We start from the raw sequence: 18,196 nt of genomic DNA, 5'->3' as shown, positions 1-18,196 counted from the left end.
GAACTGTCACATGGCCATCGCCTAATTGTGTGAAGCGTTTGACGCTTTCATTTCAGAACAGTGACGGAGACCGGTACCAATGAAGACGTTATTGAGCCCCATGGTAGGTGCCGCCATGGCGAGCTTTATGCTGTCCGCCCACGCCGATTTTATCGATGACAGCCACGCCGATGTGACCCTGCTCAACCGCTACCTCAATCAGCAGGGGCGCGATGTGGTGAACAGCAATAACAAGGCCCATAGCATCCGTGATTGGGGCCAGGGTTTTGAGTTCAACTTCAAGTCCGGCTACACCGATGGCCCAGTGGGCTTTGGCTTGGACTTGCAGGCGTTCTACGGCTTGAAACTGGATTCCGGTGGCGACCTCAATGACAAGGATCACCAGGGCCGTTACCCCGGCAGCATGTTCCCGCTGGATGACGGTAAATCCGCCGACCAGTTCGGCGTGCTCAGCCCGACCTTCAAGATGCGCTTCGCCCAGGATGAATTGCGCGTCGGTACGCTCTACGGCAACAACCCGGTACTGGCCAACACCGACGGCCGCTTGTTCCAGCAGACCAACACTGGCGTGCAGTTGGTTTCCAAGGACTTGACCGACTTCACCTTCACCGCCGGTGACATCCTCAAGACCAAGATCCGCAACGAAACCGGCGACCAAGGCATGATCACCGCCGGCGGCACCAAAGAGAGCGATCGTTTCTTGTACGGCGGCGCGGACTACAAGGGTTTGCCGGACACCACCGTCAGCCTGTGGTACTCGAACCTCGAGGATTACTACCAGCAGTTCTTCCTCGGTGCCAAGCGCCATGACGCCTTGCCTGTGGGTGCGATCGACACCGACGTGCGCCTGTATCGCAGCCTGGGTGTGGGTGCAAACGCCGATGGCGACAAGGACTATTCCGCAGCCGGTCTTTATGGCGACGGCACCTCCAAGGGTCGCATCAACCAGTCCACCGTCAGCCTGTTGGAAAGCTACAGCCTGGACGGCCATACCGTCGGCCTGGGCATCCAGAAAAACAGCGGCGACAGCGACTTCCCGTACCTGGATTCCGGCCTGAACAGCGGTGCCAGCAACCAGGGCCCGGGCTCGGGCGCCGACACCCCGGCACTCACCAACATGCAACTGAACAAGTTCCAGCACGCCGGCGAACGCACCTGGCTGGCACAGTACAAATATGACTTCGGCAAGCTCGGCCTCAATGGCCTGACGTTCGCCACTTCCTACGCACACGGTGATGACATCCGCACCACCCAGGGCACCACCAGCGAATGGGAACGTAACGTCACGGTGGCTTACCAAGTGCCCACCGGCACCCTCAAAGGCCTCGGCGTGACGTGGCGAAATGCCCACGCCAGCCCGGATATTACTGGCGCCACCGTGCAAGATGAAAACCGCCTGTATGTGAGCTATGTCGTTCCACTTTGGTAGGACTTTGCTGTAAAAGGGAAAGGCAGACTTAAGCGATTCAGCTGCTTAAAAGGCCCGGGAATATGCTTATTCCCGGGCCTTATTTGCCCCAAGTCCAAGAGAGGATTCGATGACTTACATTGCTGCCGAAAACCGCTATGAATCTATTCCTTATCGCCGCGTAGGTCGCAGCGGACTGGTGCTGCCGGCACTGTCCCTGGGGCTGTGGCACAACTTTGGCGACAGCACCCCGATTGACACCCAGCGCGCGCTCCTGCGTACGGCGTTCGACCTGGGTATCAACCACTTCGACCTGGCCAACAACTACGGCCCTCCGTACGGCAGCGCCGAGATCAACTTCGGCCGTTTGCTGCGGGAAGATTTCAAGCATTACCGCGATGAACTGATCATCTCCAGCAAGGCGGGTTGGGACATGTGGCCAGGCCCTTACGGCCAGGGCGGCGGTTCGCGCAAGTACGTACTGGCGAGCCTCGACCAGAGCCTGCAACGCCTGGGCGTCGACTACGTGGACATCTTCTACTCCCACCGTTTTGATGCCGACACCCCACTGGAAGAAACCGCCAGCGCACTGGCCACCGCCGTACAACAGGGCAAGGCGTTGTACATCGGGATTTCGTCCTATTCCGGCGTGAAAACCCGGGAAATTGCGGCGCTGCTCCAGGAGTGGAAAGTGCCACTGCTGATCCACCAGCCGGCCTACAACCTGCTCAATCGCTGGGTGGAAAAAGACCTGCTGGACGTCACCGAAGAACTCGGTGCCGGGGTGATTGCGTTCACGCCATTGGCCCAGGGACTGTTGACCGACAAATACCTCAACGGCGTACCGGCGGATGCGCGGGTGAATCGCCCGGGTGGTGGTTCGTTGCAGGCCAAGCATTTGTCCGAGGCCAACATCGCCCACGCCCGTGCGCTGAATGAAATTGCCAAGCGTCGTGGCCAGAGCCTGGCGCAGATGGCGTTGGCGTGGACGTTGCGTGATCCGCGGGTCACCAGTGCCCTGATCGGCGCGAGCCGGCCGGAGCAGATCATTGAAAACGTCGGGGCGTTGCAGAATTTGAGCTTCAGCGCGCAAGAGCTGGCGGAGATTGATCGGTTTGCCCAGGAAGGCGGGATTAACTTGTGGGAAAAGCCGTCTACCGCTGAGTAAGCGGTAGTCCCCAACTCCTGAATCATCCCCAACCAAATGTGGGAGCGGGCTTGCTCGCGAAAGCGGAGTGTCAGTCACTGTATATGTCGACTGATCCACCGCCTTCGCGAGCAAGCCCGCTCCCACATTTGATTTGTGGTGTGCCTGCTAGAACGGCACATCCCCCAAAATCGTCGCCCGGTGCATCACCCGCCGTTGCGGCCGGTAATCATCCACCGCGTAATGCTGGGTCACGCGGTTATCCCAGAACGCCACGTCATTTTCCTGCCAACGCCAGCGAATGGTGAATTCCGGCCGTGTCGCGTGCGCAAACAGCAGCTTCAACACCGCCTCGCTTTCCGCCGGCTCCAGTTCGTTGATCTTGCTGGTGAACCCTTCACTGACGAACAGCGATTTACGCCCGCTCACCGGGTGCGTGCGAATCACCGGATGGGACAGTGGCGGATTCTTGCGCCGGGCTTCTTCCCAGCGCGCCAGGTCTTGCGGTGTATTGCCGTAACGCTCCAGCGGGAAAGAACGCGTGAAATCATGGGTCGCGGTCAAACCGTCCAACAACTTTTTGAACGGCTCCGATAACGCCTCATACGCGGCAATCCCGCTGGCCCACAACGTATCGCCACCGAACTCCGGCAACAGCTTGGCGCTGAGTACCGCGCCGAGGGCCGGCGTGGGCAGGAAGGTCACGTCGGTGTGCCAGATGGCGTTATCGCGTACATCGGTCACGGCGGTATCGAGGATCAGCACTTCAGGCTGTTCCGGCACGTTGGGGTAGATCGGGTGAATGTGCAGGTCGCCGAAATGCGCCGCGAACCGCGCCTGTTGCTGCGGGTTGATCGGCTGGTTGCGGAAGAACAGCACCGAATGCTTGAGCAGCGCCTGTTCGATGGCGTCGCGGTGTTCGATGTTCAGCGGTTGGGTAATGTCGACGCCACTGATCTGGGCGCCAAGGGCGGTGCTGAGAGGCGTTACGGTCAGGCTGCTCATGGGATTCTCGTCGAAAATTGCTTAGTGTGCCTGGCCATGCCACGGCACCAGTTTGCGCTGCAGGGCACGCAAGCCCATTTCCATCGCAAAGGCGATCAGCGCGATTACCAGAATCCCCAGCACCACTACGTCGGTGACCAGAAACTGCGCCGCAGACTGCACCATGAAACCCAGGCCGCTGGTGGCGGCGATCAATTCTGCGGCCACCAACGTCGACCAACCCACACCGAGGCCAATCCGCACGCCGGTGAGGATGTCGGGCAGGGCGCTCGGCAGGATTACGTGGCGAATCAGCTGTGCCCGTGTGGCGCCCAATGACTGCGCGGCGCGCAATTTGGCCGGGTCGACGGTGCGCACGCCGGTGGCGGTAGCAATGGCGATCGGCGCAAAAATCGCCAGGTAGATCAGCAGCACCTTGGACAGCTCGCCGATGCCGCACCAGATCACGATCAGCGGCAGGTAAGCCAGCGGCGGAATCGGGCGGTAAAACTCGATCAGCGGATCCAGAATGCCCCGGGCGATGCGATTGGAGCCGATGGCAATGCCCACCGGCACGGCGGTCAGCACGGCAAAGCCGAGGCCCAGGCCGATACGCTTGAGGCTCGCGCCCAAGTGCTGCCACAGGGTGGAGTCCATGTAGCCAGTGGTCGCCAGCAGCCAGCCTTTTTGCAGCACGGCGGAAGGCGGTGGCAGGAACAGCGGTTCGATCAGCCCGCTGGCGGTCACGGCCCACCAGATAGCGACCAGAGTCACCAGGGTCAGCACGCTGATCCAGCGGGTGCTCAGACTGCGGCGTACCGGCACCACCGGAGTTTGCGCGGTGCGGGTTGCCGGTAATTCATAACTGCTCATGCGGACACCTGCCGTTGGGAGAACACCTTGCCCAGCACGTGTTCGCGGGTTTCGATAAAACGTGGGTCGGACTTGATCGCCCGTGCCGACTCACCGGCGGCGTAGCGCTGGCCGAAGTCCAGGCACAGGCGCTCGACGATCTGGCCTGGGTTGGGCGCCAGCAGAATCAGATCCGTGGCGAGGAATACGGCTTCTTCGATGTCGTGGGTAATCAGGAACACCGGCTTGGCTGTGCGCCGCCAGACTTGCAGCAACAGCTCCTGCATCTGTTCGCGGGTGAAGGCATCGAGGGCGCCGAAGGGTTCGTCCATCAGCAGTACGCGCGGGTCAGCAGCCAACGCGCGGGCCAGGCCCACACGTTGCTTCTGGCCACCGGAGAGTTGCCAGATGCGGCGGCTGTCGAAGCCGGCGAGGTCCACCAGGGCGAGCATTTCCCGGGCGCGGATTTCGCGCTTGGCCTTGGACACGCCCGCCAACTCCAGGCCGAAGCCGACGTTGGCCAGCACGTCCTGCCAGGGCAGCAGGGCGTCGTCCTGGAACACCACGCCGCGTTCGGCGCTCGGTCCTTTTACGGGCACACCGTCAAGGGTGATGCGCCCGGCGCTGGGTTCGACAAAACCGGCAATCAGGTTCAACAGCGAAGTCTTGCCACTGCCGGAAGGGCCGAGGGCTACCAGCAATTGCTGGGGCCCAAGGCTCAGGGAAATATCGGCCAGTACGGGCTCCGGGCTGCCTGGGTACTGTGCGCTGATGCGCTCCAGTTGTAGCAAGGCCATCGCGGTGAACTCCTGGTATCAGTTAGTGATGAACTTCGGGCTGACGTACGGGGCGTAGTCCGGCAGAACGGCGTCGACCTTGCCCTGTTCCTTGAGGAACGAGGCGGTGTCGGTGACAGCCTTGGTGGTGGGTGCGCCGAGCAGGGTGACCTGGTCAGCCGCCAGCGGGTAGACGTTGCCCTGCAGCAGCAATGGAATGTCGCTGGCCTTGGCTCCGGAGAGTTTCACCAGTTTGTCGACGTTGCTTTGGTTAGCCAGCCAGGCTTGTGGGTCTTTGCGGTAAGCGGCGTAGGCATCCAGGGTGACTTTGGCAAAGGCCGTGACGATTTCCGGGTGCTTCTCGGCGAAATCCTTACGCACGATCCAGGCATCGAAAGTCGGTGCGCCAAATTTGGCCAGTTCGCCGGAAGTAATCAGCACTTTGCCGTTTTCCTTGGCTACGCCCAGAGCCGGATCCCATACGTAGGTGGCGTCGATATCACCGCGCTTCCAGGCAGCGATGATGGCTGGCGGGGCGAGGTTGAGGATGGTCACTTTCGAAGGGTCGATGTTCCAGTGCTTCAGTGCGGCCAGCAGGCTGTAGTGGCCAGTGGAAACGAACGGCACGGCGACTTTCTTGCCGATCAGGTCCTGCGGGCTGTTGATCCCGGAACCGTTGCGCGCCACCAAGGCTTCGGCACCGCCGATCTGGGTGGCGATCAGGAAGGTTTCCACCGGGACCTTGCGGGTCACGGCAGCGGTCAGGGGGCTGGAACCTAGGTAGCCGATCTGCACGTCACCGGAAGCGATGGCGGCGATGATGTCGGCACCATTGTCGAATTTGCGCCAGTCGATCTTGGCGTTGGTGGCTTTTTCGTAGGCGCCGTCGGCCTGGGCGACTTTCGCCGGGTCAACGGTGGTCTGGTAAGCGATGGTCACATCGGCGGCCTGGGCAAACAGGCTGGCGCCGGCCAGGGACAACGCCGCCAAGAGGCGAAGGGGGAAGTGCAGTTTCAAGGGGGAAGTCCTCATCAGGCGGCCGGAGGTCGGCGTGTGAGAAGACTAAATGATCTAAGAATCCGAAAATAAATAACATTTTCGAATTAGCTTATTATGTAGGAGCGAGCTTGCTCGCGAAAAACGTCAACGATAACGCGTGCTGTCTGGGTGAACGCGTTGTTCTCAGGTTTTTCGCGAGCAAGCTCGCTCCTACAGTAGGTTGCGACTGGCTAGTTGCTGATGGCGAGGATACTCGCCTGGTACGACCCGACAAACACGTCAAAATCGCCCACTTCGTTCTGCTCCAGCTCCGACTGCTGCGCCAGCGAATTACGCGCCAGCTCTTCAAAACGCGCCTGTTCCTCAGCCTTCAACGGCTCGCTGCGGAAGTGTTCGGCGTGCACCTGGCTCTGATGCAGCGAGAACTGCGCAAAGCTCTCTTTACGCTCGCTCATCGCCGCCAGCACCTGGGCCGACGGGGTCAGGGACGAATCCTTGACCTTCGCCAACTGGGCGTCCAGTGCCTGGCTGTGTTCATTGATGCCCTGGCTCTGATCCAGCAAGGCTGCCAGCGGAGCAATCTGCTCCAGCAACTCGGCGGCCCATTCCTTCATGTCCACCGATTCGCCACGGCGCTGCAATTGCAGGCCCGGACGGCGACCTTCCTTGACCACGCTGAGGAAGTTTGAGCTGGCGTTGCCGCACTCGTTATCAGCGAACAGCGGGCTGTCATTCAAGGCGCAATACAGCAGGAACGCGTCGAGGAAGCGCGACTCTTGCAAGTCGATGCCCATCGGCAGGAACGGGTTGATGTCCAGGCAGCGCACTTCGATGTACTGAATGCCACGAGCCATCAACGCCTGGATCGGCCGTTCGCCGGTGTAGGTCACGCGCTTGGGCCGGATGTTGGAGTAGTACTCGTTTTCGATCTGCAGGATGTTGGTGTTGAGCTGCACCCACTCACCGTCCTTATGGGTGCCGACTTCGACGTACGGCGCGTAGGGCGTTGCCACCGCTTCGCGCAGGCTGTCGGTGTAGCTCGCCAGGTCGTTGTAGCACGGCGTCAGGCCGGCCTGGGCGTTGCTCTGGTAACCCAGGTCGCTCATGCGCAGGCTGGTGGCGTACGGCAGGTACAGAGTGTCGGCGTCCAGCACTTCCAGCTGGTGCGAGCGACCGCGCAGGAAACCCGCGTCCAGGGCCGGCGACGCGCCGAACAGGTACATCAGCAGCCAGCTGTAGCGGCGGAAGTTACGGATCAGCGCGATATAAGCCGTGGACTGGTAGTCGCGGTCGGTACCTACAAAGCCTTCGGCTTGCTTGAGCAGCGGCCACAACGCTTCCGGCAGGGAGAAGTTGTAGTGGATCCCGGCGATGCACTGCATGGTCTTGCCGTACCGCAGGGCCAGGCCCTTGCGATATACGTACTTGAGCTGTCCGATGTTGGAGGTGCCGTAGTAGGCAATCGGAATATCTTCCTCGGCCGGCAACGGGCACGGCATCGATGGACTCCACAGGTACTCGTTGCCGAGCTTGCTGTAGGCAAAACGGTGGATCTTGTCGAGGCTGCTCAGGGTATCGGCCGGGTTGGGCAACGCCGGGGTGATGAACTCAAGCAGCGACTCGGAATAGTCGGTGGTGATTTGTTCGTGGGTCAGTGCAGCGCCCAAGGCCTCGGGATGCGGCGTTTGTGCCAGTCGGCCTTCACCGGTGACGCGCAGGCATTCACGCTCGATGCCGTGCAGGCATTGCTCGAGCAAAGAGAGGTGTTCGTGCTTGCCGAGCAGGGCCAGGCGGCGGTTGAGAAGTTCGCTCAAGTTGGATTCCTTCACGCGTCAGTCGCCCCAATATGGGGGTGGGCAGGACGGTCTACAAGGGTGAAGTGGAAACTGGCGTTATCGCCTGGTTTTTGAGCCGGATTGACCCACTCTGAAAGAGCCGCCTTCGTCCCTGAATCTGGCTATCGCGCACGAGGAAAAGTTCGGCGCAACTTTCGCAGCGCCGAAATTAACTCAAATCGATGACAGGGAGCTATAGGACAGCGAAGGTGCCTTGTGCTTTTGCGACCAGTTTTTCGTCCTGGTACACGTCCGCCTCGACCACCAGCGTGCGCCGACCGGGGTGAATCACCCGGGCAGTGCATAGCACGTCGCCGTCGGAAACGGCGCGGATGTAGTTGATCTTGCATTCGATGGTCGCGCTTTGCTGGTCGAAACCATGGGAGCTGGAACAGGCCAGCCCCATGGCAATGTCCACCAGGCTGAAGATCGCCCCGCCATGGAGCTTGCCAGCGCGGTTGCGCAGTTGCGGTTCCAGGGTCATGGCCACCTCGGCAACACCGGTTTCCAGGCGTTGCAGGCGGCAGCCAATGAGTTCGCTGAAAGCGCTGTGGGTCAAACCGGCTGGCAGTTCCATTAACGTTTCTTCAGTTGTTTGGCATTGGCGAACAGCGAAGCCATGGCGTTATTGGCCGGGGCTGGCGCAGCGGTTTCCTTGCGGGGTGCGCTGCCTTGGGACTGGCGTGGCGCCGAGCCAAGGCGTGCGCCACGGGCACCGTCGATTTTTTCGCCCGGGGTGTCGCTCATGCGCATCGACAGGCCGACGCGTTTGCGCGGGATGTCGACTTCCATGACCTTGACCTTGACCACGTCACCGGCTTTCACCGCTTCGCGCGGGTCCTTGATGAACTTCTCCGAAAGTGCAGAGATGTGCACCAAACCGTCCTGATGCACGCCGATATCCACAAACGCGCCGAAGTTGGTCACGTTGGTGACTACGCCCTCGAGGATCATCCCCAGTTGCAGGTCCTTGAGGTCTTCGACGCCTTCCTGGAACTCGGCGGTCTTGAACTCGGGACGCGGGTCTCGGCCAGGTTTTTCCAGCTCTTGCAGGATGTCGGTGATGGTCGGTACGCCGAAGGTTTCGTCGGTGTACTTTTTCGGGTCCAGGCGCTTGAGGAACGCGGCGTCGCCGATCAGCGAGCGGATGTCACGGTCGGTTTCAGCGGCAATGCGTTGCACCAGCGGGTAGGCTTCCGGGTGGACGGCCGAGGAATCCAGCGGGTTGTCACCGTTCATGACGCGCAGGAAGCCGGCGGCTTGTTCGAAGGTTTTTTCGCCAAGGCGTGCGACCTTTTTCAGCGCTGCACGGGTCTTGAACGCACCGTTTTCATCGCGGTGGGTCACGATGTTTTGTGCCAGGGTAGCGTTGAGGCCGGAGATCCGGGCCAACAGCGCAACGGAGGCGGTATTCACATCCACGCCGACCTTGTTCACGCAGTCTTCCACTACTGCATCCAGGCCGCGTGCCAGTTTCAGCTGCGACACGTCGTGCTGGTACTGGCCGACGCCGATGGATTTCGGATCGATCTTCACCAGTTCGGCCAGTGGATCTTGCAGGCGGCGAGCGATGGATACTGCGCCACGGATCGACACGTCGAGGTCCGGGAATTCCTTGGAAGCCAGCTCAGACGCGGAATACACCGAGGCGCCGGCCTCGGAGACCATTACCTTGGTCATCTGCATGCCTGGGTATTTTTTGATCAGCTCGGCAGCCAGCTTGTCGGTTTCGCGGCTGGCGGTGCCGTTGCCGATGGCGATCAGGTCCACCGAGTGCTTGGCGCACAGGGCCGCGAGGATGGCGATGGTCTGGTCCCACTTGTTGTGCGGCACATGCGGGTAAACCGTGGCGTGGTCGAGCATCTTGCCGGTGGCGTCGACCACGGCAACCTTGCAGCCGGTACGCAGGCCCGGGTCGAGGCCCAGGGTGGCACGCGGGCCGGCTGGCGCGGCCAGCAGCAGGTCGTGCAGGTTGTGGGCGAAAACGCTGATGGCTTCAGTCTCGGCGCCGTCGCGCAGCTCGCCCAGCAGGTCGGTTTCCAGGTGGGTGTAGAGCTTGACCTTCCAGGTCCAGCGCACGACTTCACTGAGCCACTTGTCCGCAGGACGATTCTGATTCTGGATGCCGAATTGTTGACCGATCATGCCTTCGCACGGGTGCATGGTGCCTGGCAGCTCGTCGCCGACTTTCAGCGCGGAGCTCAGGATGCCTTCGTTGCGACCGCGGAAAATCGCGAGGGCGCGGTGGGACGGCATGCTTTTCAGCGGCTCGTCGTGTTCGAAGTAATCGCGGAACTTGGCGCCTTCCTCTTCCTTGCCGGCGATCACGCGGGCACTGAGGGTGGCTTCCTGCTTCAGGTAATTGCGCAGTTTTTCCAGCAGGTTGGCGTCTTCGGCGAAGCGCTCCATGAGGATGTACTTGGCGCCTTCGAGGGCAGCCTTGACGTCGGCGACGCCTTTTTCGGCATCGATAAAACGTGCAGCTTCGCTTTCCGGAGCCAGGGACGGATCGTTGAACAGACCGTCGGCCAACTCGCCGAGGCCGGCTTCCAGGGCGATCTGGCCCTTGGTGCGGCGCTTCTGTTTGTACGGCAGGTACAAGTCTTCGAGGCGGGTCTTGGTGTCGGCGAGCTTGATGTCGCGTTCCAGTTGCGGGGTCAGCTTGCCTTGCTCTTCGATGCTGGCGAGGATGCTGATACGCCGTTCGTCGAGTTCTCGCAGGTAGCGCAGGCGCTCTTCCAGATGCCGCAACTGGATATCATCGAGGCTGCCGGTGACTTCTTTACGGTAACGGGCGATGAAGGGCACTGTGGAGCCTTCATCCAGTAGAGCGACGGCCGCTTCGACCTGTTGTGGGCGTACACCGAGTTCCTCGGCGATGCGGCTGTTGATGCTGTCCATAAAACCACCTGAAATTCTGAAAGCAGGCTCGCAGGCCCGGAAAACAAGGCTTGCGAGGCTGGTTGAGCGGCCCGACTGGCGCCGCTGCCTGGGTCAAGAGGCAGCCTATTGACCCTCGAAATCGAAAAAATCACTACAAGCGGGTGAAAAAAATCCCCTGGCAGTAAACGGTAACGAACTGACGTTGCCCTGCACAAAGGCGCCGCATTATAACCAGCGTTCCGCCCTTGGGGGGATTGCGGCCAAGGTTGTAGGGCGCGGGTTAGCTGGCGGTAGAGGAAAAATCTGCTAACAATGCACACGGTGCGTATAACGGCAGCTACGCCATAATGCGCGCCGAGATAAGAGGAGCATCTAATGAGCAGCACTGCACAAACTGCTGAAGGCGAAAAAATTCTCATCGTTGATGACGATCCGGGGCTAAGCAGCCTGCTGGAGCGTTTCTTCAACTCCAAGGGCTATCGCGCACGCGCGGTGCCAAACACCGAACAGATGGACCGCCTGTTGGGACGTGAAGTCTTCAACCTGGTGGTTCTGGACCTGATGCTGCCCGGCGAAGACGGCCTGACCGCCTGCAAACGCCTGCGCGGCGCCAACAATCAGATCCCGATCATCATGCTGACCGCCAAGGGCGATGAGCTGAGCCGTATCAAGGGCCTGGAACTGGGCGCTGACGATTACCTGGCCAAGCCGTTCAACCCGGATGAGCTGATGGCGCGGGTCAAGGCCGTACTGCGTCGCCAGGCCGCCCCGGTACCGGGTGCCCCAGGCAGCGAAGACGAAAGCGTGACCTTCGGTGACTACGAGCTGTCGCTGGCCACCCGTGAGCTCAAGCGTGGCGATGAAGTGCACATGCTGACCACCGGCGAATTCGCCGTGCTCAAGGCACTGGTGATGAACGCTCGCCAGCCGCTGACCCGTGACAAGCTGATGAACCTGGCCCGTGGCCGCGAGTGGGACGCCCTGGAGCGCTCCATCGACGTACAGATATCCCGTCTGCGCCGGATGATCGAACCCGATCCATCCAAGCCGCGTTATATCCAGACGGTGTGGGGCGTGGGTTACGTGTTTGTGCCGGATGGCACTGCAACCAAGTGACCGATGATTTGCAGAAGCGGGCTTGCCGGTGTTGACTCGATAAGAGTCAGCCGGTTGCCCGGCGTTTGCAATTCTGCGAGCCTCGCTCGCTCCTGCAAGGTGTCTAGCTGTCTTTTATGAAAACCCCGTTGTGGTTCCCCCAAAGTTTTTTCTCACGCACCCTTTGGCTGGTGCTCATCGTCGTACTCTTTTCCAAGGCCCTGACACTGGTTTATCTGTTGATGAACGAAGACGTGCTGGTGGACCGGCAGTACAGCCACGGTGTCGCCCTGACCTTGCGCGCCTATTGGGCCGCAGACCCCGAGAACCGCGAGAAGATCGCCAAGGCTGCCACCCTGGTCCGGGTCGCAGGCGCGGGCGTGCCCGAGGGCGAGCAACATTGGCCCTACAGTGAAATCTACCAAAGACAGATGCAGGCCGAACTGGGTGAAGACACCGAGGTACGGCTGCGCATGCATGTGTCGCCGGCGCTGTGGGTGCGGGCCCCCAGCCTGGGCGAGGACTGGCTGAAAGTACCGCTGTACCCGCATCCACTGCGTGGGCAGAAGATCTGGAACGTGCTGGGCTGGTTCCTGGCAATTGGTTTGCTTTCCACCGCGTCTGCCTGGATTTTCGTGCGCCAGCTCAACCAGCCGCTCAAACGCCTGGTGTTTGCTGCACGCCAGCTCGGTCAGGGCCGTAGCGTGCGGCTGCCCATCAGCGACACGCCGAGTGAAATGACCGAGGTGTACAGCGCGTTCAACCAGATGGCCGAGGATGTCGAACAGGCGGGGCGCGAGCGCGAGCTGATGTTGGCGGGGGTGTCCCATGACCTGCGCACGCCATTGACGCGTTTGCGGCTTTCCCTGGAACTGATGGGCAACCACACCGACCTTACCGACGATATGGTCCGCGATATCGAGGACATGGACGCGATTCTCGACCAGTTCCTCGCGTTTATCCGCGACGGTCGCGACGAGGTAGTGGAAGAAGTCGACCTGACGGACCTGGTACGTGAGGTGGTGGCGCCCTACAACCAGAACGGCGAGCAGGTGCGCATGCGCCTGGAGCCGATCCAGCCGTTTGCGTTGCGTCGGGTATCGATGAAGCGCTTGCTGAACAACCTGATTGGCAACGCCCTGCATCACGCCGGTTCCGATGTGGAAGTGGCGGCGTATGTCTCCGGGGATACCAGTGCGCCTTACGTGGTGCTGAGTGTCATGGACCGTGGCGCCGGGATCGATCCGGCAGAGCTGGAAGGCATCTTCAACCCGTTCACCCGTGGCGATCGTGCCCGAGGTGGCAAAGGTACGGGCCTGGGGCTGGCGATTGTGCGACGGATTGCTTCGATGCATGGCGGCAATGTCGAATTGCGTAACCGGCCGGACGGCGGCCTGGAAGCGCGAGTGCGTTTGCCGTTGGGGCTTATGTTGCCTAGAGACGCGGTCTAACCAGCAACGAATAGCAAATGTGGGAGCGGGCTTGCTCGCGAAGGCGGTGGATCAGTCAATATACCCGTGACTGAAACACCGCTTTCGCGAGCAAGCCCGCTCCCACATTCGTTCTGCGTTGCCTTGATGCTTGTTGTTAACCCTTGCCCTTGGTGCGCGTCATATTCGGCCCACCATTCTTCTCCAGATGCTGAATGATGATCCCCGCCACGTCCTTGCCGGTGGTGGTTTCAATTCCTTCCAGACCTGGTGAGGAGTTCACCTCCATCACCAGCGGCCCGTGGTTGGAACGCAAGATATCCACGCCCGCCACACTCAACCCCATGACCTTGGCCGCCCGCAGGGCCGTCATGCGTTCTTCCGGGGTGATCTTGATCAGGCTGGCGCTGCCGCCACGGTGCAGGTTGGAGCGAAACTCACCCGGCTTGGCCTGGCGCTTCATCGCGGCAATCACCTTGTCGCCCACCACGAAGCAGCGGATATCTGCACCGCCGGCTTCCTTGATGTACTCCTGCACCATGATGTTCTGCTTGAGGCCCATGAACGCCTCGATCACTGACTCGGCCGCTGTCGCGGTTTCACACAGCACCACGCCGATGCCCTGGGTGCCTTCCAGCACCTTGATCACCAGCGGCGCGCCATTGACCATGTCGATCAGGTCGGGAATGTCATCCGGGGAGTGCGCAAACCCGGTCACCGGCAAACCAATGCCACGACGCGACAGCAGCTGCAGCGAGCGCAGCTTGTCCCGCGAACGGGCGATGGCCACGGATTCATTCAGGGGGAACACCCCCATCATTTCAAACTGGCGCAGTACTGCGCAGCCATAGAACGTCACCGAAGCACCGATACGCGGGATCACCGCATCGAAGCCTTCCAGCGGTTTGCCCCGGTAGTGGATCTGCGGCTTATGACTGGCAATGTTCATATAGGCGCGCAACGTATCGATCACAACCATCTCATGGCCACGTTCGGTGCCGGCCTCGACCAGACGACGGGTGGAATACAGACGCGGGTTACGCGACAGCACAGCGATCTTCATGCAACACCTGTGGCAGAGGTAGTAGAGACCGGGAACACCGGCTTGTCTTGAACGTATTTGAGGCCGGGGTTGACCACCAGTTGGCCGTCAATCAGCGCCTTGGAACCCAGCAACAGGCGATACCGCATCGCTTTGCGGCAGGCGAGGGTGAATTCTACCCGCCATACCCGATCGCCCAGGGCCAGGGTGGTGCTGATCACGTATCGCACCTGGGCTTGGCCGTTGGAGCTTTTAATGGTTTTCATCGCCACCAGCGGCGCTTCACAGCGCCGGTGACGCAACTGCACCACGCTGCCCAAGTGCGCGGTAAAGCGTACCCACTTTGCACCGTCGCGCTCAAACGGCTCGATTTCGGTGGCATGCAGGCTTGAGGTACTGGCGCCGGTGTCGATCTTGGCGCGCAGGCCAGCCACTCCCAGGTCGGGAAGTGCCACCCACTCACGCAGACCCACAACGGTCAAATGGTCAAATGTCTTCAATATGAATAACCAGCAATTAATTCGCCCAGGCGTCGGGTGATACCTCGGCCAGGGCTTTGAATGCAGGCTTGGCGAACCAGTAGCCTTGCATCAGGAATATTCCGCAGTCGGCGAGAAAGTCCCGCTCACCGGCACTTTCGATGCCCTCGGCGATGACAGTAACGCCCAACTGCTCACAGATTGTGACAATCCCCCGGACGATCACCTGACGGACACGATCACTGTCGACATCGCGGATCAATGCCATGTCGAGTTTGATCAAGTCGGGTTGGAAATCAGCCAGCAGATTCAGCCCCGAATACCCCGCACCGAAATCGTCGATGGCGGTCTTGAAGCCGAATTCGCGGTATTCACGCAGAATATTCGTCAAATGGCGATAGTTATCTACGTGCTCGCTTTCCAGTGTTTCGAAAATCAGCCGATCCAGCGGAAAATTATGCTCACGGGCCGCTTCCAGCGTGCTGCGAATGCACAGTTCTGGCCGGTAGACCGCGTTGGGCATGAAGTTGATTGAAAGGTAGGTCTGCATGCCCAGTGTCGAGGCAGTGGCGATCGCCTTGGTGCGGCATTGCTGGTCGAAACGGTAGCGATTGCTGTCGCTGACCTGATCCAGCACCGACAGCGCCCCCTCGCCATTGACGCCCCGCACCAAGGCTTCATGGGCAAAGATCGACTGGTCCCGCAGGTCCACGATAGGCTGATACGCAAAGGCAAACTCAAAGCCCAGCGGTTCACTTTGCTGGCAACCCGCACAGCCCTGTTTGGGTGAGGTGAGTGAAACAGGAAAGTCGGTCACACGTTAACCTCGCGAAAACAGGATGCTACCTGGCGTATCTTAGGTGAGCTCAAGGGTTTATGCGTTGAAGGGCTTCAACGGTAAAGTTGCGACATTTTTCAGAGCGAGGAATTCAAGTGGCTCAGAAGCAGGAAGAGGAAGAAAAAGTTCGTTTGGACAAGTGGTTGTGGGCGGCACGGTTCTTCAAGACCCGCGCCTTGGCCAAGGCGGCGATCGAGAGTGGCAAGGTGCATTGGCGCGGTGAGCGTTGCAAGCCCGGCAAGGAGCCGCGCATTGGCGATGAGTTCCAGATTCGTGCCGGTTTTGATGAGCGAACCGTCGTGGTCCAGGCGCTTTCAATTGTGCGAAAGGGCGCTCCCGAGGCGCAGGCGTTGTATACCGAAACCGAAGCCAGCATCGCCAAGCGCGAAAACGCGGCGGCCATGCGCAAGGCTGGCTCCTTGGGCATGACCACCGACGGCAAGCCGAGCAAGAAACAGCGGCGCGACCTGTTCAAGTTTCGCGGCAGTGGCAATGATGATTAACCGGAAAACCGCAGGAGCCAGGCGGCTCCTGCAACTTCAACTCAAACGCTGCGGATAACGCTCAAGCGATTGACCAACGGTACCCGCTGAAACCAATCCAGCAGCGGCGTCGTCACCCGCACCAATCCACCGGAAAACCTCGCCGCAAACGGCGTGTAGTAACCCCAACCCAACGCCAACAGCGCCAGCAACACCCCGCCGATGTAATCGTCCTGCCCCCAATGCGCGCCGGCCACCAGCCGAGGCATCATGAACAGCAGCGCCAGCCCCCAAATCACCACAATCTGGCTGATACGTTTGGCAAACACCGTCATAAACATCCCCCAGATCAACAACACCGACGCGTGATCCCCCGGGAAACTCTGGCTGGAGCGGTCCTTCAATTCCCACGTCTTCTCAAGGCCCGGGAAATAGTCGCTCATCTGAATCGCCCCGCTGATCACCATCGACGGGCTATGGTGTTGCCAGCCCATCTGGGCCGCGAGCTTGGAAAACAGCATGCGGATAAACAGCAACAGCAGCAGAATGCCCAGGAATCCGAAAAACGCCTGGCGCACCTGCATCGCCTTGAACACCCAGTCGCCGCGGATCAACAGTGCGAGCAGAATCACCCCGACCACCGCGTCAAACGGTCGCAAACTGGCTACCGCCCACACATGCAGCCACGCCGAGCTGCTTGCCAAGGGGTCGTTAAGCAGATGAAACAGCCACTCGTCGAAAACCACACAGAGCGCCTGGCCCGCTGGCCAGAGCCAAAAACACAGCAGCCCCACAGCGAATAAATTGCACAGGGCCAATCGCCCGAGGTTCCACTTGGCTTGGAACAAACCCGGATTGTTCATAAACTGTTTCCTCTTTGCTTTAAAGCGCTTCGTTTTTCCGTAGAAGGCCGCACCAAAACGGTGCTAAAGCGTGTAATTCTATAAACGTTGTCATCTTTTTGTCATCAATTCAGATACCCAGACCTATGACTGATCTACCGGATACCGACTTCACCCAACGCTTCATCTTCGACGACAGCGACGCCCGCGGCGAACTGGTCGCCCTGGAGCGCAGCTACGCCGAAGTCCTTGCCAAGCACCCCTATCCGGAGCCGGTTGCGCAATTGCTCGGCGAATTGATGGCGGCTGCCTCGCTGCTGGTAGGCACCCTTAAATTCGATGGTTTGCTGATCCTGCAGGCCCGTTCCGAAGGCCCGATCCCGCTGTTGATGATCGAATGCTCCAGCGCCCGCGAAATCCGTGGCCTGGCCCGCTACGACGCCGATCGGATCGCCGCCGATGCAACACTGGCCGACCTGATGCCTGACGGCGTACTGGCGCTGACCGTCGACCCGACTGTCGGCCAGCGTTATCAGGGCATTGTCGACCTCGACGGCGAAACCCTGTCTGACTGCTTCACCAACTATTTCGTGATGTCCCAGCAAGTGGGCACCCGCTTCTGGCTCAACGCCGACGGTAAGCGCGCCCGTGGCCTGCTGCTGCAACAACTGCCGGCCGACCGCATCAAGGATGAAGAAGACCGCGCCGAAAGCTGGGCACACATCACCGCCCTGGCCGGCACGTTGAAAACCGAAGAACTGCTGGGCCTGGACAACGAAACCATCCTGCACCGCCTCTACCACGAAGAAGCCGTACGCCTGTTCGACGTGCAATCGTTGCGTTTCCACTGCAGCTGCTCCCGCGAGCGCTCGGCCACTGCCCTGGTCAGCCTGGGCCTGGAAGATGCGCAGGATCTGGTGGTGGAACACGGTGGCAACATCGAGATCGACTGCCAGTTCTGCAACCAGCGCTACCTGTTCGACGCCGCCGATATCGCTCAATTATTCGCCGGCGCCGGCGTAGACACCCCTTCAGGCACCCGCCACTAAAACGTTTAAGCACAGGTAAATCACCTGACAAACGCCGGATTTCCGCCGTTCTGAC

Annotated in this window: 17 protein-coding genes; 6 read left to right on the top strand and 11 right to left on the bottom strand. The window is 60.4% G+C overall.

What is annotated here, in order from left to right; genetic code table 11:
- Window positions 1-100 precede the first annotated feature (100 nt).
- Together HBJ59_RS06475 and mgrA are read left to right on the top strand one after the other, a co-directional pair.
- Window positions 101-1,429, top strand: coding sequence for an OprD family outer membrane porin (locus tag HBJ59_RS06475; protein ID WP_178124258.1), 1,329 nt, complete (start codon window positions 101-103; stop codon window positions 1,427-1,429).
- 109 nt (window positions 1,430-1,538) lie between these two features.
- Complete coding sequence (gene mgrA / locus HBJ59_RS06470; protein ID WP_003211877.1) at window positions 1,539-2,576, top strand: L-glyceraldehyde 3-phosphate reductase; 1,038 nt, start codon at window positions 1,539-1,541, stop codon at window positions 2,574-2,576.
- A gap of 147 nt (window positions 2,577-2,723) precedes the next feature.
- Here the strand turns inward: mgrA and tauD are convergent, their stop codons facing one another.
- The 7 genes from tauD to HBJ59_RS06435 form a co-directional block, all read right to left on the bottom strand.
- A complete protein-coding gene (gene tauD, locus HBJ59_RS06465; protein ID WP_167663034.1) occupies window positions 2,724-3,560 on the bottom strand; it encodes a taurine dioxygenase in 837 nt (278 codons plus the stop codon).
- A 21-nt stretch (window positions 3,561-3,581) separates the two neighbouring features.
- Window positions 3,582-4,412, bottom strand: a complete 831-nt coding sequence (gene tauC / locus HBJ59_RS06460) for a taurine ABC transporter permease TauC (protein ID WP_076018188.1) — start codon at window positions 4,410-4,412, stop codon at window positions 3,582-3,584.
- A complete protein-coding gene (gene tauB, locus HBJ59_RS06455) occupies window positions 4,409-5,188 on the bottom strand; it encodes a taurine ABC transporter ATP-binding subunit (protein ID WP_076018187.1) in 780 nt (259 codons plus the stop codon). Before tauB ends, tauC begins: the two co-directional genes overlap by 4 nt.
- An 18-nt stretch (window positions 5,189-5,206) precedes the next feature.
- Window positions 5,207-6,184, bottom strand: coding sequence for a taurine ABC transporter substrate-binding protein (tauA, locus tag HBJ59_RS06450; RefSeq protein ID WP_167663033.1), 978 nt, complete (start codon window positions 6,182-6,184; stop codon window positions 5,207-5,209).
- Between the two features lie 212 nt (window positions 6,185-6,396).
- Window positions 6,397-7,980 (bottom strand): glutamate--cysteine ligase, encoded by a 1,584-nt coding sequence (gshA, locus tag HBJ59_RS06445; RefSeq protein ID WP_167663032.1) that lies wholly within the window; start codon window positions 7,978-7,980, stop codon window positions 6,397-6,399.
- A 214-nt stretch (window positions 7,981-8,194) separates the two neighbouring features.
- A complete protein-coding gene (locus HBJ59_RS06440; RefSeq protein WP_008435797.1) occupies window positions 8,195-8,578 on the bottom strand; it encodes a PaaI family thioesterase in 384 nt (127 codons plus the stop codon).
- Window positions 8,578-10,902 carry a Tex family protein gene (locus HBJ59_RS06435; RefSeq protein ID WP_167663031.1) on the bottom strand — a complete coding sequence of 775 codons (2,325 nt, stop codon included), beginning with the start codon at window positions 10,900-10,902 and terminating at the stop codon, window positions 8,578-8,580. The genes HBJ59_RS06440 and HBJ59_RS06435 overlap by 1 nt, the downstream gene beginning before the upstream one ends.
- Window positions 10,903-11,259: 357 nt before the next feature.
- On the opposite strand from HBJ59_RS06435, the gene ompR reads away from it, so the two are divergent.
- Both ompR and HBJ59_RS06425 read left to right on the top strand, forming a co-directional pair.
- Window positions 11,260-12,000, top strand: coding sequence for a two-component system response regulator OmpR (gene ompR, locus HBJ59_RS06430; protein ID WP_003213175.1), 741 nt, complete (start codon window positions 11,260-11,262; stop codon window positions 11,998-12,000).
- 116 nt (window positions 12,001-12,116) lie between these two features.
- Entirely contained in the window at window positions 12,117-13,430 is a 1,314-nt protein-coding gene (locus HBJ59_RS06425) for an ATP-binding protein (protein WP_003213176.1), read from the top strand.
- 136 nt (window positions 13,431-13,566) lie between these two features.
- On the opposite strand, the gene rimK is transcribed toward HBJ59_RS06425, so the two are convergent.
- Genes rimK through HBJ59_RS06410 form a run of 3 tightly spaced genes read right to left on the bottom strand, consistent with a single transcriptional unit; the run spans window position 13,567 to window position 15,747 of the window.
- Window positions 13,567-14,472: a 30S ribosomal protein S6--L-glutamate ligase gene (rimK, locus tag HBJ59_RS06420; RefSeq protein ID WP_010214091.1), complete on the bottom strand. Its 906-nt coding sequence runs from the start codon at window positions 14,470-14,472 to the stop codon at window positions 13,567-13,569.
- Window positions 14,469-14,933 carry an ATP-dependent zinc protease gene (locus HBJ59_RS06415; protein WP_017478110.1) on the bottom strand — a complete coding sequence of 155 codons (465 nt, stop codon included), beginning with the start codon at window positions 14,931-14,933 and terminating at the stop codon, window positions 14,469-14,471. Before HBJ59_RS06415 ends, rimK begins: the two co-directional genes overlap by 4 nt.
- Before the next feature lie 34 nt (window positions 14,934-14,967).
- Window positions 14,968-15,747, bottom strand: a complete 780-nt coding sequence (locus tag HBJ59_RS06410; protein ID WP_167663030.1) for an EAL domain-containing protein — start codon at window positions 15,745-15,747, stop codon at window positions 14,968-14,970.
- A gap of 116 nt (window positions 15,748-15,863) precedes the next feature.
- On the opposite strand from HBJ59_RS06410, the gene HBJ59_RS06405 reads away from it, so the two are divergent.
- Complete coding sequence (locus HBJ59_RS06405; RefSeq protein ID WP_017478112.1) at window positions 15,864-16,271, top strand: RNA-binding S4 domain-containing protein; 408 nt, start codon at window positions 15,864-15,866, stop codon at window positions 16,269-16,271.
- Window positions 16,272-16,312: 41 nt separating this feature from the next.
- On the opposite strand, the gene HBJ59_RS06400 is transcribed toward HBJ59_RS06405, so the two are convergent.
- On the bottom strand, window positions 16,313-17,113 hold the full coding sequence (locus HBJ59_RS06400) for a phosphatase PAP2 family protein (RefSeq protein ID WP_167663029.1): 801 nt from the start codon (window positions 17,111-17,113) through the stop codon (window positions 16,313-16,315).
- A 125-nt stretch (window positions 17,114-17,238) separates the two neighbouring features.
- Between HBJ59_RS06400 and hslO the strand changes: the two genes are divergently transcribed.
- A complete protein-coding gene (hslO, locus tag HBJ59_RS06395) occupies window positions 17,239-18,141 on the top strand; it encodes an Hsp33 family molecular chaperone HslO (RefSeq protein WP_076018182.1) in 903 nt (300 codons plus the stop codon).
- Window positions 18,142-18,196 lie beyond the last annotated feature (55 nt).

The organism is Pseudomonas sp. AN3A02, assembly GCF_011765255.1.
Lineage (GTDB): Bacteria > Pseudomonadota > Gammaproteobacteria > Pseudomonadales > Pseudomonadaceae > Aquipseudomonas.
The sequence above is the reverse complement of the archived record's forward strand: the minus strand, read 5'-3'. Positions and strand labels throughout refer to the sequence as shown.